Source organism: Pseudomonas sp. NPDC087346 (assembly GCF_044744235.1).
In the GTDB taxonomy this organism is placed as follows: Bacteria; Pseudomonadota; Gammaproteobacteria; order Pseudomonadales; family Pseudomonadaceae; genus Aquipseudomonas.
Window position 1 is genome coordinate 26,837 of the sequence record NZ_JBIUXX010000018.1, and the last position, 15,959, is coordinate 42,795.

Below are 15,959 nucleotides of genomic sequence, written 5' to 3' on the forward strand. Positions count from 1 at the left end.
TGCTCGCTATAGCGTCGTGTCAGTCGATACATCCGGTGCTGACACACCGCTTTCGCTGGCAGGCCAGCTCCCACAGAGATTTGTGTTGTGCAGATGATTTGAGGCAACTCGCAAAACCTGTGGGAGCGAGCCTGCTCGCGATAGCGTCGTGTCAGTCAATACATCCGGGGCCTGACACACCGCTTTCGCTGGCAAGCCAGCTCCCACAGGGATTGCGCTGTGCAGATGATTTGAGGCTGCTCACAAAACCTGTGGGAGCGAGCCTGCTCGCGATAGCGTCGTGTCAGTCAACACATCTGGAACCTGACACACCGCTTTCGCTGGCAAGCCAGCTCCCACACGGATTTGTGTTGTGCAGATGATTTGAGGCAACTCGCAAAACCTGTGGGAGCGAGCCTGCTCGCGATAGCGTCGTGTCAGTCAACACATCTGGAGCCTGACACACCGCTTTCGCTGGCAGGCCAGCTCCCACAGGGATTGGTGTTGGGCAGGTGAAACTGGGGAGTGTTTCAGTGCAGTGAAAGGACAGTCCTGGTCCATCCCTGCAACGTGTATTTCTGATAGATCTGCTCAGGAACGTCCACATACGGTTCGGTTATGAACTGCTCGGGAATCAGCGGGCTGGCTTCATCGATGACCAGAATGTTCGCCGGGTTGTAGAAGTCATAGTCGACAACGCTTCTGTTGGTGGTGATGACTTTTTTGCGCGAGGCCATGGCCTCAAAAAAACGGAAGCTCAATCCGGCCTGGCCGGGCTTGGAAATGTCCAGAATGATCCGCGAGCGTTTTACCAGTTCGCCTACGGACTCCAGCGACATTCTTTGTGCGAAGAAGGTGATGCCCGGATGAGCGCCGGGGATCGGTTTGCACTGAACCATAAACTTGTAATCACTGATCCCGAGTCGATCAAACTCCTGCGCCAGTTTTTCCAGTGCTGGAACCCGATCCTTGCCGGCCATCACCACAAAAGCCGAGTACTCACCAGGTTTTGCGTCTGCGACATAATCTTCATAAATGAAGTTGTGCAGTTTTTTCAGGCCATGGCTTTTGGCATTCTCCGGATCGAAGGAAAACACCTCATCGTATTCGGCAAGTTGTTCACGGCTCATCGGCCATCGACTGAAGCTGTCGTAAAGATAGGCAATCTTGCGGTCGCTGGACTTGAAAGCTACCGCCAATTGCGTCGGATCAATTTGCGCCGGGTTGATCAACAGGGCGACATCAAATCTTCCGGATGCCTGAATGGCTGACTTGACCCGTCGCAACTGAGCCCAACGTTTAAGCGGGCGGCGAAGGATTTTCGGGGCTTTATCAAACTGCTCGGACATTGACGCGGTATCGATGAAGCACACGTCGTTATCGGTCATTAGATGGTCCGCCAATTTTCGGGCATAACCCCCGATGTCCTTGCACATCAGTAAAATTTTCATGCGTCTTCCGTGTCGTAAATTCGAATGCTGGAGCGTTGCTCGTGGCGCTTGTCAGTCTCGGCCCTATGGCGCCACCGGCAGCAGGAACCGCGCAATCACCGGCAAATGATCGGAGATGCGCAACGTATCGTCCTGCCGCACCATCGCTTCCACCCGTTTGATCTTCGGGCTGTAGAACAGATAGTCGACCGTACGATCCGGGCCGTTGAGGCCGGGGTCGTTGGGATAGTGGGTCAGCCATTGCGCGCGGTCGATGCCACTGGCTTCGTTGTTGGTGGGGATCATCGGGTACTTGTCCCACAACAGATGCAGTGCGCTGTCGGCGGAGTAGGGCGTGCGCTGCTCGGCGGCTAAACGTCGGTACTGGCCCAGCGGCAGCAGGTTGAAGTCGCCGCCGATCAACCACGGCATGCCTTGGCTTTCATATTTATCCAGCACTTTGGCCACGGCGGTCACCTGCGCCTGCAAGGTGTCGTCGGGTTGGCTGGCGCGATCCAGATGAGTGTTGAACACCGTCAGTTGCCCGCCGTCGCTGAGCGGCAATTTAACCGCGAGCAGAGCATCTTTCGGCTGGAACTGGCGTCTGATGAGGTTGGCTGGCGCCACCGGCAATTGCAGGCGCTCGGCGTGTTCGATGCGGTAGCGGCTCAACGTCGCCAGTTGTCGGCCCACGCTGCCGAAGACGTGCGGATCGGGGACGAAATCAGCCTTCCAGTCGAACGCATGCGCGCTGCACGGATAGAGGTCGGCGACGCGCTCCTGCAACAGCTTGAGCTGATCCTGATAGTCACTGGCCTTGGCGCCGTCATCCAGCTCCTGAATCAACACCAGATCGGGCTGCTCGTCGCGGATCACCCGCGCCACTTCATCGAGGCTGAAGGCCATGTCTTCCAGAGTCGGCGCTTCGTCGGTGCCCTGCGCCAGATCATTCCAGAACACGTAACGCTTGCCAGCCAGATACTGGACGTTCCAGGTCATGACTTTCAGCGCTTGCCCGGGCACCAGCGTCGGCGGCTGACCGGTGCAACTGACTGGCAGGGTTTCGCGGGCGTCGGGGCGCCAGGTGACGGTGAGAATCAGCCCGCCGATCAGGACGATGGCGAACAGTACGATCAGCAGGGTGTAGCGCAGTAGACGGGGCATGGCTCGACTTATAGCGTTACAAAAGTGGCCCTGAGCATACCGGACTGCGAGGCCGGCGCCCAAGGCCAATAGCAGTCAGGCCGTTCCTTCGCGGTTGTCGGGCGATTCACTGATCAGCATGAACAGGCGGAACAGCACCACACTGGTGAACAGTTGCAGGAAACTGTGCCCACTGTCGATCAGCACCGCGATCAACGGGTTCTGCGGCTCGGGATACACCGCCAGCGTTGCGCCCTTGAGTAGCCACAGCGGCCCCATCACGCAGAGGATGCACAACAGAATCTTCCAGAAATGCCCACGGGTCAGGCGCAGGCTTTGCTTCATCGCCTGCAACGGGCCGAGGCCGCGCAGCACCAGCAGGTATTCGCCGAACGCCAACGTGACCATCAGCCACAGCCCCGGCAGGAAATACAGCGACAGGCCGAGCAGGATCAGCAAAGTATTCAGCGCGGTGAGCACGGCGAAGCGCGGCCACAGTCTGACTGACAGCGCCAGCAGATCGCGGTTGCGCGGGGTTTCGCCGTTGGTGCGGGCGTCCAGCAACAGGATCAGCGCAGCGGTATACAGCGGATAAACCAGCAGGCCGACGACCACGCTGATCGCCGAGAAATTCTCCGGCCCGGTGGCGTGGTCGACCACCTGTTGCAGGAACGCTTCGAAAATCACCAGCGGCAGGCACAGCCGGACGATCTGGCCCAGATTGCGTTTGAAGAAATAGAGAGAGTCGCGCAGTACATCCAAGGCATTCATCGGTCGGTATCGCAGGTCGAAAACAGTGGCTCACTTTAACCGATGATGCGTGGCGGGGCGCAAACGTAAACGTTCGGTAAAGGTCATTGAAACATTCTGTCACTGCCTCCATTACAGACAGGTACCGTGTCCAGCGTGGACAAGGGCAACGTTATCCCCGGCAATCTACGAGGTCGCCATGAACAGCGAAGAGCAAACCCTGATCGATGGACTGTTTTCCCGCCTGCAACAGGCCGAAACGGAAGCAGCCCCGCGCGACGCCCTGGCGGAGGCGCGGATCAAGGAACACCTGACGCGCCAGCCGGCGGCAGGTTATTTCATGACCCAGGCGATTCTGGTGCAAGAGGCGGCCATCAAAAGCCTCGATGAACAGAACAAACAACTGACTCAGCAAGTCCAGCAATTGCAGGCCGACCTGCAAGCGGCCAAGGCTCAGGGCGCAGCATCTGCACCGAGCGGCGGTGGTTTCCTGTCCAGCATCTTTGGCAGCAATCCGCGTCCGGCGCCAACCCAGCCTGCACCGGCCCAGAGCGCACCGGCATCCACCGGAGGCTGGCGCGAACCGGCACCGCAGCAGAACTACGCGGCGCCCGCCCCACAACAGAACTTCGGCGCACCGCCGCCCAACTATGCACCGCAACAAGCAGCCCCGGCGGCCGGCAGCAGCTTCCTCGGTGGCGCGTTGAAAACCGCAGCCGGTGTGGCCGGTGGCGTGATGCTGGCGCAAGGCATCAGCAGTTTGTTCAGCCATAACCAGCAGCCGCAGGAAGTCGTTGAGGTAATCAAGGAAGAGCCGGCGCAAGTTGCAGATCAGGGCAACAACGGCTGGAATGATGATCAGCGCGTGGCGGGCAACGACACTTACAACAATGATCAGGGCGGGCTCAGCGACGCGGACTACAGCGATGACAACTCATCGTTCTTCGATGATGACGATTCCTTCGTCTGACCCACATCTCTGAAGTTCACGCTAACAACGTGGCGAGGGGATTTATCCCCGTTGGGCAGCGAAGCGGACCCGGGGTTTGGGACTGCTGCGCAGTCCAACGGGGATAAATCCCCTCGCCACATTCACCGCTTGTCAGGGATACCTTGGCGCCTGCCGGTGATTATTCGCGTCACCTTCCTCCTCACTGGCATACTGAGCGCCTTTTTCGGGCCTGGCGCCCGATCCCGCTACGTGCGCTTGCGCGCCCACAGGAACTCCGGTGAAAAAAATCGCAGTGTTCGCCGACGTGCAGAACCTCTACTACACCGTGCGTCAGGCTTATGGTTGCCATTTCAACTATGCGGCGCTGTGGGCGGACATCAGCAAGGACGGGCAGATCGTCGAGGCCTACGCCTACGCGATTGATCGTGGCGACAGCAAACAGCAGCAGTTTCAACAGATCCTGCGCAATCTCGGTTTCATCGTGAAGCTCAAGCCTTACATCCAGCGCAGCGATGGCTCGGCCAAAGGTGACTGGGACGTGGGCATCACCCTCGACATCATGGACGCCGCCGATCACGTCGACGAAGTGGTGCTGGCCTCCGGTGACGGTGATTTCGACATGCTGCTGGAACGCATCATCAGCAAACACGGGGTGCAAGCCGTGGCTTACGGCGTCCCCGGCCTGACCGCCAACTCACTGATCCGCGCCGCCAGTCGCTACGTGCCGATCGAAGGCGCACTGTTGCTGAAGAATTGAGCAGCTACTGAAAAATTGATTTGGACGGAGTACCACCCGGTTTGGAACGCATTGCAGTCATCGACTTTGAAACCACCGGCATCTCGCCGAGCAGCAGTTGCCGGGCCACGGAAATCGCCGTGGTCATGCTGGAAAACGGCCGCATCGTCGAGCGTTACCAGAGCCTGATGAACGCCGGCGTACGCGTCCCGGCCTTCATCGAGCAACTGACCGGCATCAGCAACGCCATGCTGCGCACCGCGCCATCGGCCGAACAAGTGATGAACGAGGTCAACGAATTCGTCGGCTGCACGCCATTACTGGCGCACAACGCCGCGTTCGACCAGAAGTTCTGGGATTTCGAGCTGGGCCGGATCAAGCGCACTCGTTTGCAGAACTTTGCCTGCTCACTGCTGCTGGCCCGCAGGCTAATGCCGGCAGCGCCGAACCACAAACTCGGCACCCTCACTACTTTTGCCCGTCTGCCGCACACCGGCCAGGCTCACCGGGCGATGGCCGATGCCGAGATGGCGGCCAACCTGATGGCGCATCTGGCTGAGCAACTTCGCCAGAAGCACGGGGTGCAAGAGCTGTCCCATGACCTGCTGTGCAAATTGCAGAAAGTCCCAGCCGCAAAAGTCGTCGAACACCTCCAGCGCTACCGTTGATCCCGATTAGTAACCCTTGTAGGAGCCAGCCTGCTGGCGATTGCGGCGTGTCATTCAACATCGTTGTTGGCTGAATCACCGAATCGCCAGCAGGCTGACTCCCACAATGGACATGAACTGGCTCGTTTATCAAAAGTGTACCGCCGCGATAAACCGGTTTTGTTCCTTATGTTCAGCCTGTGGCTTTTCTAGAATACCCAGTCCACTGCCTTGATTCCGAGTTGCTCCCATGTCTGGTCTGCGCCGTTTCCCCTTACCGTTGATCGCCGCGTTTTTTGCGCTGTATGTGATTTGGGGGTCGACCTATCTGGTGATCCGCATCGGCGTCGAATATTGGCCGCCATTGATGCTCGGCGGTGTGCGTTTCGTCATTGCCGGTACGTTGATGTACGCCTTCCTGCGCTGGCGCGGGGCTCCGGCGCCGACGTGGGCGCAGTGGAAAGCAGCGGGGATGATCGGGATTCTGTTGCTCAGTTTCGGTAATGGCGCGGTCAGCGTGGCTGAACACTCGGGCGTTGCCTCCGGGGTTGCGGCTTTGGCGGTGGCGACGGTGCCGCTGTTTACGTTGCTCTGTGGCTATTTCTGGGGCGCGCGTAATACCCGCCTCGAATGGGCCGGGGTGGTGCTGGGGATTATTGGTATCGCGATGCTCAACATGGGCTCGAATCTGCAATCCAGTCCTACCGGCGCAGCCTTGCTGATTTTTGCGGCGGCGGCGTGGGCCTTCGGTTCGGTGTGGAGCAAGCATCTGCCGTTGCCTGCGGGCGCAATGGCCAGTGCCGTTGAAATGTTGGTTGGCGGCGTGGTTTTGCTGATCGGCAGCGCGCTCAGTGGCGAACACCTGCAAGCCATGCCGCCGCTGGAAGGCTGGCTGGCGCTGGCGTACCTGATCGGTTTCGGCTCGATCATCGCTTTCAACGCTTATATGTACCTGCTCAAGCATGTGCGTCCGGCGGCGGCCACCAGTTATGCCTACGTCAATCCGGCGGTGGCGGTGTTGCTGGGGATCGTGTTTGTCGGCGAGACCATCGGTATCGAGGAAGCATTGGCGATGCTGGTGATCATCAGCGCCGTGGTGCTGATCGGTCTGCCACAGTGGCGTAGGGCGAAGCCGCCGGTTGTGACGGCCATGCCGACAGAATCCCGTGTGAATTAGGGTAAACTGCGCGGCATTGCACACTTGTTTTGCACAACCGCGCTGAATTTTCCTACGGTAATCCCATGACTTTCGCCACCCTTGGCCTGATCGAACCCTTGCTGCGCTCCCTCGAGAAGCTCGGCTACCAGACCCCGACGCCGGTTCAGGCGCAAGCCATTCCGGCGGTGCTGGCCGGTCGCGACCTGATGGCTGCGGCCCAGACCGGTACCGGCAAGACCGCCGGTTTCGCCTTGCCGCTGTTGCAGTTGCTGTCCATGGAAGGGCCGAAAGTCGCTGCCAACTCGGTGCGTGCACTGATTCTGGTACCGACCCGCGAACTGGCCGAGCAGGTTCACGAAGCCGTGCGCGAGTACGCGGAAAACCTGCCGTTACGCACTTACGCGGTTTACGGCGGCGTCAGCATCAATCCGCAGATGATGAAGCTGCGCGGCGGCGTCGATGTGCTGGTCGCCACGCCTGGGCGTTTGCTCGACCTGTTCCGGCAGAAGGCGTTGAAGTTCAACCAACTGCAAACGCTGGTGCTGGACGAAGCCGACCGCATGCTCGACCTGGGCTTCTCCGAAGAACTGTCGAATATCTACCGCGTACTGCCAAAGCAGCGTCAGACACTGCTGTTCTCCGCGACCTTCTCCGATGACATCCGCCTGCTGGCCGGACAGATGCTCAACGATCCGCTGAGCATCGAAGTCAGCCCGCGCAACGTCGCTGCCAGCACCGTCAAGCAGTGGATCGTGACGGTGGACAAGAAGCGCAAGGCTGAACTGTTCGTGCATCTGATGCGCAAGGGCAAGTGGAAGCAGGTACTGGTGTTCGCCAAGACCCGTAACGGCGTCGATGCTCTGGTGGAAAAACTTCAGGGGCTGGGCATCAACGCTGACGGTATTCACGGTGATAAACCGCAAGCCACGCGTCAGCGCGCACTGGATCGTTTCAAGCTCAGCGAAGTACAGATTCTGGTCGCCACCGACGTCGCCGCCCGTGGTCTGGATATCGAAGACCTGCCATTGGTGGTCAACTTCGATCTGCCGATCGTGGCCGAGGATTACATCCACCGCATCGGTCGGACTGGCCGTGCGGGCGCCACTGGCGAAGCGATTTCGCTGGTGTGTGCCGATGAAGTGAACATGCTGTCGGCCATCGAGATGCTCACGCGTCAGACCTTGAAGCGTGAGAACGAGCCGGACTTCGAGCCTGAGCACCGCGTGCCGGATACCGATGCCAGCGGTCAGGTCGTGAAGAAGCCGAAGAAACCGAAAAAGCCGAAAACTTCCGGTGGTGGCGGCAAACGCAATCTCGGCAAGTGGGTGGATACCGGCGAGACTCAGGCGCCAGAGCCTTCGGTCAAGCCTGTGCGCAAAGTGCCAGTGTTCAACACTGGGCCGCGCAAGCGTAAGCCTTAACAGTCGCGGCGCCTGCCAGACTGCTATCGCGAGCAGGCTCACTCCTACAAGGGCGCGATCCCTGTAGGAGTGAGCCTGCTCGCGATTGATTCAGCCGGAGTGTTTGAGCCACTCGACCATCCCCAGTCCCGCAGCACGCCCGCTGGCGAAACATCCGGTCAGCAGATACCCGCCCGTTGGCGCCTCCCAGTCGAGCATTTCCCCCGCGCAGAACACCCCCGGCAATGCCTTGAGCATCAGCCGCTCATCCATCGCCTCGAACGTCACGCCACCGGCACTGCTGATTGCCTCGTCCAATGGCCGGGTTTTCACCAAGGTCAGCGGCAAGGCCTTGATCGCCCGGGCCAGCAGTGCTGGTTCAGCAAAGGTTTCGGCGGATGTCAGTTCACGTAGCAGCGCAGCTTTTACTCCGTCGATGCCGATCTGGCTGTGCAGGTGTTTGGCCATCGAGCGCGATCCGCGCGGCTTGCTCAGCGCCGCCTGAATTTTATCCACAGGCCTGCCGGGCAGCAGATCGATATGAATCACCGCCGCGCCGTACTGGTTGATCGCCTCGCGAATCGGCGCCGACAGTGCATAAATCAAACTGCCTTCGATGCCGGTCGCGGTGATCACGCATTCGCCCAGTCGCGGGATGTCGTCGTTCAAGCCGATGGCGATATTTTTCAGCGGCGCGCCAGCGAATTTGCTGACCATCAAATTGCTCCAGGCCTGCACCTCGAAGCCGCAATTACTTGGCTGCAACGGCGCCAGTCCTACGCCGCGTTGCTCCAGTGCGAGCATCCACGCGCCATCGGAACCCAGCCGCGACCAGCTACCGCCGCCGAGGGCAAGCAGGGTAGCGTCGGGGCTGAGGGTCTTTTCGCCGTCCGGGCTGTCGATGCGCAGTGCGCCGCTGTCATTCCAGCCGAGCCAGCGATGGCGGGTGTGGATAACTACGCCGCTGTCACGCAGACGCTTGAGCCAGGCGCGCAGCAGCGGGGCGGCTTTCATGTCGGTAGGGAACACCCGGCCCGAGCTGCCGATAAAGGTTTCGATGCCCAGGTCGTGAATCCATCGGCACAAAGCATCGGCATCGAAGCCGCGCAGCAGCGGGGCGATGTGTGGCGCCCGTTCGGCGTAGCGCGAGAGGAAGGCCGGATACGCTTCGGAGTGGGTGATGTTCATGCCGCCGACTCCGGCCAGCAGGAACTTGCGGCCCACCGAGGGCATGCCGTCGTACAGGTCGACCCGGATTCCGGCCTGGCTCAACACTTCGGCGGCCATCAGGCCGGCGGGGCCACCGCCAATGATGGCGACGTGAGCGGGGAGGGTGGTGGAAGTCTGGGTCATGGCGTGCGCTGCGGTATGGCGGGATAAGGCGCGCATTCTAACAGCCGACCGCTAAACCTGTGGGAGCTGGCTTGCCAGCGATTGCGGTGGATCAGTGGCAATTATGCTGGCTGATACGCCGCCATCGCTGGCAAGCCAGCTCCCACAGGGAATGATGGTGGATTTAATCGTTGGTTAAAAAATGACCATCGCGCTGTACGCTACAGCCCACATGGCCTGTAGTCCCTTTCACTCAGGTTATCCACAGGCAGTTCCACAGGCATTGTGGGTAACGCGGCACAATTCAATGACAGCCGTATGAATCCCAGACCCGCTGCGCACTGTGATGCAGGATGCCGTGGCGGCGGGCGAGGGCGCGGCGATCCTTGCTGTAGCCGCCGCCGATTACCCCGACCACCGGGATGTCGCGGCCCAGGCAATGGCGCATCACGCTTTCATCGCGGGCGGCGACGCCTTCGTCGGTCAATTGCAGATAACCGAGCGCATCGTCCTTGTGTACATCGACCCCGGCGTCGTACAGCACCAGATCCGGCTGATACAGCGGCAGCAAATAGTTGAGCGCGTCATCCACGACGTTCAGGTAATCGGCATCGCCCATGCCTTTGGGCAGCGGAATGTCCCAGTCACTTTCGGCCTTGCGTGCAGGAAAGTTCTTCTCGCAGTGCAGGGAAACGGTAATCGCCTCCGGGGTGTCGTGCAGAATCCGTGCAGTGCCGTCGCCTTGATGCACGTCGCAATCGAAAATCAGCACCCGGTTGACCCGGCCGCTTTGCAGCATGAATTGGCTGATAATCGCCAGATCATTGAAGATGCAGAATCCGGCCGGATAGTCGTAATGGGCGTGATGAGTGCCACCGGCCAGGTGACAGGCCAAACCGTGTTCCAGAGCTTTTTCCGCCGCCAGCAACGAGCCGCCGACCGCCCGTACCGTACGTTGCGCCAGCGCCTGATTCCACGGCAGGCCAAGGCGCCGCTGGTCTTCGCGGGACAACTCGCCGCTCATGTAGCGTTCGATATAACTGCGGTCATGCGCGAGCGCGAGGATGTCGTTGGGGCAGATCTGCGGGCGCAGCAGGTCGGCGTCACGGGTCAGGCCGCTGTCGATCAGGTGATCGCGCAGCAAGCGGAACTTGTCCATGGGAAAGCGGTGATCCGCCGGAAACTCGGGGCTGTAGTCTTCGTGGTAGATCAGCGGTACGGGCATGGCGATTTCATCTGAGAACGTAGAAATGGGAATTCAGGACAGAGCGAACGATCCTACCAGCGATGTAGACTGGCGACATGGAAACGGAGGGACACGATGGAGCCGATACTCGAACTGGAAAGCGCACGACTGCTGATGCGCCAGTGGCAGGACGAGGATTTGCCGGAATTTGCGGCGATGTGTGCCGATCCGCAAGTCATGCGTTACTTTCCGGCACCGCTGAGTCGACTGGAAAGTGCCGCGCTCATTGGCCGGGTGCGCGGGCATTTTGCCGAGCACGGTTTCGGTTTGTGGGCACTTCAGCGCAAGGACAGCGGCGAGTTCATCGGTTTTACTGGCCTCGGTGTGGTCGGATTTGACGCCCCTTTCACTCCGGCAGTGGAAATCGGCTGGCGTCTGGCCAAGGAACACTGGGGCCTGGGTTACGCCAGCGAAGCGGCATGGACCGCTCTGCGCTGCGGTTTTGACCGGTTGTCGTTGAAACAGATCGTGGCTTTCACCGCACAATCCAATCTGCCGTCGGAAAAAGTCATGCAGGCCATCGGCATGCATCACGATCCGGCGAACGACTTCGACCACCCGAAAGTCGCCGTCGATCACCCGTTACGTCGACATGTGCTGTATCGCATCACCAGGGAGCAGTGGCTGCAAACCTTGCATGGCTAAGCCGACACGGACGTTTACAATGGCGCGAAAGTGGCTCGCGCCAGAACCTGAATTGCCTGCCGCAGCCAAGACTGCGCGGCACTGCTTTGTGTGAGGAGAGTCTGAATGAGCCAAGTGTTGGAAGATCTGGTCGACCTGCTGACCCTGGAACCGATCGAAGAAAACCTGTTCCGTGGCCGTAGCCAGGATCTGGGTTTCCGTCAGTTGTTCGGTGGTCAGGTACTCGGCCAGTCGCTGTCGGCGGCCAGTCAGACGGTCGAAGAAGATCGCCATGTGCACTCGATGCACGGTTATTTCCTGCGTCCGGGCGATGCCAAGTTGCCGGTGGTTTATTCGGTTGATCGCGTGCGTGACGGCGGTAGTTTCAGCACCCGTCGGGTGACCGCGATCCAGAAAGGTAATCCGATTTTCACCTGCAGCGCCTCGTTTCAATACGACGAAGAAGGTTTCCAACATCAGACCCCGATGCCGCAAGTGGTCGGCCCGGAAAATCTGCCGTCGGAACTGGAATTGACTCAGCAACGCGCGCACCTGATCCCCGAGCACATGCGTGAAAAACTGCTGTGCCCGAAACCGATCGAAGTGCGCCCGGTCACCGAAAAAGACCCGTACAACCCACAGCCGGCCGATCCGGTGAAATACGTGTGGTTCCGTGCCGACGGCGCACTGGCGGACATTCCGGCGCTGCATAAATACCTTTTGGCGTACGCATCGGACTTCGGTTTGCTGACCACCTCGATGCTGCCCCACGGCAAGTCGGTGTGGCAGAAAGACATGCAGGTCGCCAGCCTTGATCACGCGCTGTGGTTCCACAACGATCTGCGCGCCGATGACTGGTTGCTTTACGCGATGGACAGCCCATGGGCCGGCAATTCCCGTGGTTTCTCCCGTGGCAGCGTGTACAACCGCGCCGGGCAACTGGTGGCGTCGGTGACCCAGGAAGGTTTGATCCGTCATCGCAAGGACTGGGCATGAGTCTGGCGGACGTGCGGCACTGGGTGTTCGATATGGACGGCACCCTGACCGTGGCGGTGCATGACTTCGCAGCGATTCGCGTAGCGCTGGCGATCCCGCCCGAAGACGACATCCTTACGCACCTCGCTGCACTGCCGGCTGATGAAGCGGCAGCCAAGCATGCGTGGTTGCTGGAGCATGAACGCGATCTGGCGCTGGGTTCGAAACCGGCTGCTGGTGCGGTGGAACTGGTGCGGGATCTGCACGAGCGCGGTTATCGCCTCGGCATCCTCACGCGCAATGCCCGCGAGCTGGCGCATGTGACGCTGGAGGCCATCGGCTTGGCTGACTGCTTCGCGGTGGACGATGTGCTGGGCCGCGATGAAGCACCGCCGAAGCCACATCCCGGTGGGCTACTGAAATTGGCCGAGGCGTGGAATGTGCCGACCGGCGAGATGGTGATGGTCGGTGATTACCGCTTTGATCTGGATTGCGGTCGGGCGGCGGGGACGCGCACGGTGCTGGTGAATTTGCCGGATAACCCGTGGCCGGAGCTGACGGACTGGCATGCGCAGGATTGTGTCGAGTTGCGGCGGATGCTTTCTGCTTGAGAGTTTCGTCGCCTGAAAGTGCCTCATCGCGGGCAAGCCCGCTCCCACAGGTTTCGTGGCGTTCGCAGATGCTGTGTACGACACGCTCACTGTGGGAGCGGGCTTGCCCGCGATGACGTCAGATCCGTCACTGCATAATCATTGATCGAACAACGCTTTCTGCCCCTCCGGCGAGTTCAGCATCCCGTCGCCGTTATGCCCAACCCCGGGCACTTCGATCAGGCGCTGGTTCACCCCTTCCGGGTGACGGCGTAGCAAGTAACTGAAGAACATCTTCCCGCGCTCCAGTCGATACGCACCTTGCGCCTCCGCAGCACAGCTCTTGTCCAGCGCCGGATGCTGCGGATCAATATCCTGCTGGCCCAGCAGATAAATCACCTCGCGCTTGGTGTAACTGCCCTCAAGCTGCATCGGCGTTTGCCCACCGGAATACACCGGCATATCGGTCAGACCGTATTTCCAGCGATTGAAATTCAGGCATTGCGCATGATCGAACGCTACGGGTCGCTGTTCATTGAAATAGGCGTACGACGACGGATTGGCCACCACATAACGCAGACGGATTCCGTTGGTCTTGAGTGCCGGTTGCTCCTTGGCGAGCAGGGCATAACGCTGCACCACTTGTCCGCCACCGGAGTGACCGAAAATCACGATCTGCTTCACGTCCGGAAACTGTTTGCGGTCGCTGACCCGGGCAACGATTTCGTCCAGCGCCGCGTAGGAACTCAGCGGATTCGGTCCGGTGGACAATCCGCCGCCCATCCACTCGTTGCCTTTCCAGCGCAACAGCGTGTTCGGCAGCGAATACAGCGAGACATCGCTTTCGTTGAGGAATTGCGGCGCGATCACCAGCGTGTGCGCGGTCTGTCCTGCCTGCTCGGTCGCCCGTTCGGCGCTCTTGCGGTAGGTCTCGGCATTGCGCAAGCGGCCATGAATGACGATCAGCACGCGCTCGATTTTCTCGGGCGCCGGGCCGATGCCGACAGCCATCTCGCCCGCCTTGAACTGCAAGCGTCCGGCGCTGATCGCGTCGACGCCGGCCGCGTGGGCGCTGCCGCCGATGATCAGTAAAACCAACAGCCACTTATGCATTTACAGGTTTTTCGCGGCAAAGGTATCGCACTGGCCGACCTGGCCCTGGGCGAATCCGGTTTTGAACCAGCGCACCCTTTGCGCCGACGTACCGTGGGTAAACGAGTCCGGCACCACACGGCCCTGACCCTGTTGCTGCAAGCGATCATCACCGATGGCGTTGGCGGCGTTCAAGGCTTCTTCGATATCGCCCGGCTCCAGCCAGTTCAGGCGCTTCTGCGCGTGATAGGCCCAGACCCCGGCGAGGCAGTCAGCCTGCAACTCCTGACGCACCAGCAAACCGCCGTCGCCCTGCATCTGCCGACCTTGCTGGCGGGCAGCCTGAATTTTCGCGGAAACCCCGAGCAAGGTCTGCACGTGGTGTCCGACTTCGTGCGCGATCACGTAGGCCTGAGCGAAGTCGCCGGCAGCCTTGAAGCGCTGGCTCATCTCCTGAAAGAACGCCATGTCCAGATAGACTTTCTGATCCGCCGGGCAGTAGAACGGGCCCGTGGCCGAAGTCGCCAGACCGCAGGCCGAGTTGACCCGGTTGCTGAACAGCACCAGCGTCGGGTCTTTATATTGGCGGCCGGCCTGCTGGAAGATTGCGCCCCAGGTGTCTTCGGTATCGCCGAGAATCGAACGCACGAACTCGGCCTGTTCGTCATTGGCCGGTGGCGCCTGACGGGTTTGACTGCTCGGCGCGGGCTGGTTGGACACTTGGCCGGTGAGCTGGCCGAGGATCTGCAATGGATCTTGACCGGTGATCCAGCCGATGCCGACTATCAGCAGGATCGCTCCGAGACTCAGGCCTTTGCCGCCACCGAAACGCATCCCGCCACCACCACCGCCGGTATCGTCCCCACGTGCATCGACGACGTTGTCACTGCGTCGGCCTTTTTTCCATAGCATGTGGGAATCCTCTGTTTAAGCATGAGCGTGGTGATGAGTGTTGCTGGTGTGCGGTAGCGGCGCCAGTCCGGTCGTCAGACCATGACAAGCCGTTGCGGTTCTGCCAATCGTGCACTCTATTGAAGGTTAAAGCTGCGCAGGGCTAAAAGTATCGCAGGCACTGATGCGACCGCTATCGAAACCAGCAGAAAACCAGCGTGTGCGTTGTTCCGAGGTGCCGTGACTGAACGTCTCCGGGCGCACAGGCCCGTTTTGCGCAGCTTGCAGATAGTCATCACCGATGGAGTGGGTGGCGTTCAAGGCGTCTTCGAGATCACCCGGTTCCAGCCATGCCAGGCGTTGCTGGGCATGGTGTGCCCAGACACCGGCCAGACAGTCGGCCTGCAATTCGGCCCGCACTTCCAGACCCGAATCACCGATGACTGTCTGGCGTGCGGACAAGGCTTGTTCTAAGGGTGCCGAAAGCCCTAGCTCCAGCTGAACATGGTGCCCGACTTCATGGGCAATCATGAAAGCTTGGGCGAACTCTCCATTCACCGACAGCTGACGGGCGATCTGGGCAAAAAACGCCGGATCGAGATAGAGCTGGCTATTGGCCGGGCAGTAGAACGGGCCGCTGCCAGGGCTGGCGTATCCGCAGGGCGAGTCGACGCCGTCGCTGAACAGGGTGAGTACGGGCGGCGGGTAATGTTGTCCGGTCTCGGCGAAAAGCTGTTTCCAGGTGTCTTCGGTATCGCCCAGCACGGACTCGACGAACTTCAGTTGCGGATCTTCGCTGGCGCTGCTGGCGGAAAAGCTGATTGGCTGGTTTGTCGGCTCGACCGGGGAGCTCCCCGTTGCCGAGTACAGCCCGACACCGGCCATAGTAACGACCGCCAGTCCTGCGCCGAGAATCTTTGTTGTCCGGGCATCCTTGCCCGGTCGTATGTCGTTGACGTTGTCACTGGGTCTTGCCTTGTTCCATAACATGCTGCGATTTCTCATAGATGGTG

At 60.2% G+C, this 15,959-nt stretch carries 16 protein-coding genes; 8 read left to right on the plus strand and 8 right to left on the minus strand.

Features of this window, described 5'->3' with window-relative positions; genetic code table 11:
* Window positions 1–509 precede the first annotated feature (509 nt).
* From ACIOZM_RS13300 to ACIOZM_RS13310, 3 genes are all read right to left on the minus strand, one after another.
* Window positions 510–1,415, minus strand: a complete 906-nt coding sequence (locus ACIOZM_RS13300; protein WP_401214304.1) for a hypothetical protein — start codon at window positions 1,413–1,415, stop codon at window positions 510–512.
* Between the two features lie 78 nt (window positions 1,416–1,493).
* Window positions 1,494–2,573 (minus strand): endonuclease/exonuclease/phosphatase family protein, encoded by a 1,080-nt coding sequence (locus tag ACIOZM_RS13305; protein WP_401214305.1) that lies wholly within the window; start codon window positions 2,571–2,573, stop codon window positions 1,494–1,496.
* A 75-nt stretch (window positions 2,574–2,648) separates the two neighbouring features.
* Window positions 2,649–3,323 (minus strand): YciC family protein, encoded by a 675-nt coding sequence (locus ACIOZM_RS13310; protein ID WP_401214308.1) that lies wholly within the window; start codon window positions 3,321–3,323, stop codon window positions 2,649–2,651.
* Window positions 3,324–3,501: 178 nt separating this feature from the next.
* On the opposite strand from ACIOZM_RS13310, the gene ACIOZM_RS13315 reads away from it, so the two are divergent.
* The 5 genes from ACIOZM_RS13315 (at window position 3,502) to ACIOZM_RS13335 (ending at window position 8,217) form a co-directional block, all read left to right on the plus strand.
* A complete protein-coding gene (locus tag ACIOZM_RS13315) occupies window positions 3,502–4,272 on the plus strand; it encodes a DUF2076 domain-containing protein (protein ID WP_401214311.1) in 771 nt (256 codons plus the stop codon).
* Window positions 4,273–4,531: 259 nt separating this feature from the next.
* Window positions 4,532–5,011: an NYN domain-containing protein gene (locus tag ACIOZM_RS13320; RefSeq protein WP_042561201.1), complete on the plus strand. Its 480-nt coding sequence runs from the start codon at window positions 4,532–4,534 to the stop codon at window positions 5,009–5,011.
* A 41-nt stretch (window positions 5,012–5,052) separates the two neighbouring features.
* Window positions 5,053–5,658: a PolC-type DNA polymerase III gene (locus tag ACIOZM_RS13325; RefSeq protein WP_401214314.1), complete on the plus strand. Its 606-nt coding sequence runs from the start codon at window positions 5,053–5,055 to the stop codon at window positions 5,656–5,658.
* A gap of 229 nt (window positions 5,659–5,887) precedes the next feature.
* Entirely contained in the window at window positions 5,888–6,814 is a 927-nt protein-coding gene (gene yedA / locus ACIOZM_RS13330; protein ID WP_401214316.1) for a drug/metabolite exporter YedA, read from the plus strand.
* Between the two features lie 65 nt (window positions 6,815–6,879).
* Window positions 6,880–8,217 (plus strand): DEAD/DEAH box helicase, encoded by a 1,338-nt coding sequence (locus ACIOZM_RS13335; protein ID WP_401214319.1) that lies wholly within the window; start codon window positions 6,880–6,882, stop codon window positions 8,215–8,217.
* A gap of 90 nt (window positions 8,218–8,307) precedes the next feature.
* On the opposite strand, the gene ACIOZM_RS13340 is transcribed toward ACIOZM_RS13335, so the two are convergent.
* A complete protein-coding gene (locus ACIOZM_RS13340) occupies window positions 8,308–9,549 on the minus strand; it encodes a TIGR03862 family flavoprotein (protein ID WP_401214321.1) in 1,242 nt (413 codons plus the stop codon).
* Window positions 9,550–9,832: 283 nt separating this feature from the next.
* Window positions 9,833–10,753: a histone deacetylase gene (locus ACIOZM_RS13345; RefSeq protein WP_401214324.1), complete on the minus strand. Its 921-nt coding sequence runs from the start codon at window positions 10,751–10,753 to the stop codon at window positions 9,833–9,835.
* Between the two features lie 96 nt (window positions 10,754–10,849).
* Between ACIOZM_RS13345 and ACIOZM_RS13350 the strand changes: the two genes are divergently transcribed.
* The 3 genes from ACIOZM_RS13350 to ACIOZM_RS13360 all read left to right on the plus strand — a co-directional run bounded on the left by ACIOZM_RS13350 (window position 10,850) and on the right by ACIOZM_RS13360 (window position 12,984).
* Window positions 10,850–11,419, plus strand: coding sequence for a GNAT family N-acetyltransferase (locus tag ACIOZM_RS13350; protein WP_401214326.1), 570 nt, complete (start codon window positions 10,850–10,852; stop codon window positions 11,417–11,419).
* Window positions 11,420–11,524: 105 nt separating this feature from the next.
* The gene (tesB, locus tag ACIOZM_RS13355) at window positions 11,525–12,394 is read left to right on the plus strand and encodes an acyl-CoA thioesterase II (RefSeq protein ID WP_401214328.1); all 870 of its coding nucleotides are present in this window, start codon (window positions 11,525–11,527) and stop codon (window positions 12,392–12,394) included.
* Window positions 12,391–12,984 (plus strand): HAD family hydrolase, encoded by a 594-nt coding sequence (locus ACIOZM_RS13360; RefSeq protein ID WP_401214331.1) that lies wholly within the window; start codon window positions 12,391–12,393, stop codon window positions 12,982–12,984. The genes tesB and ACIOZM_RS13360 overlap by 4 nt, the downstream gene beginning before the upstream one ends.
* A 138-nt stretch (window positions 12,985–13,122) precedes the next feature.
* Here the strand turns inward: ACIOZM_RS13360 and ACIOZM_RS13365 are convergent, their stop codons facing one another.
* The 3 genes from ACIOZM_RS13365 to ACIOZM_RS13375 all read right to left on the minus strand — a co-directional run bounded on the left by ACIOZM_RS13365 (window position 13,123) and on the right by ACIOZM_RS13375 (window position 15,936).
* Window positions 13,123–14,076, minus strand: coding sequence for an alpha/beta fold hydrolase (locus tag ACIOZM_RS13365; protein WP_401214333.1), 954 nt, complete (start codon window positions 14,074–14,076; stop codon window positions 13,123–13,125).
* Window positions 14,077–14,967 (minus strand): neutral zinc metallopeptidase, encoded by an 891-nt coding sequence (locus ACIOZM_RS13370; RefSeq protein ID WP_401214336.1) that lies wholly within the window; start codon window positions 14,965–14,967, stop codon window positions 14,077–14,079.
* A 126-nt stretch (window positions 14,968–15,093) separates the two neighbouring features.
* Window positions 15,094–15,936 (minus strand): neutral zinc metallopeptidase, encoded by an 843-nt coding sequence (locus ACIOZM_RS13375; protein ID WP_401214339.1) that lies wholly within the window; start codon window positions 15,934–15,936, stop codon window positions 15,094–15,096.
* Window positions 15,937–15,959 lie beyond the last annotated feature (23 nt).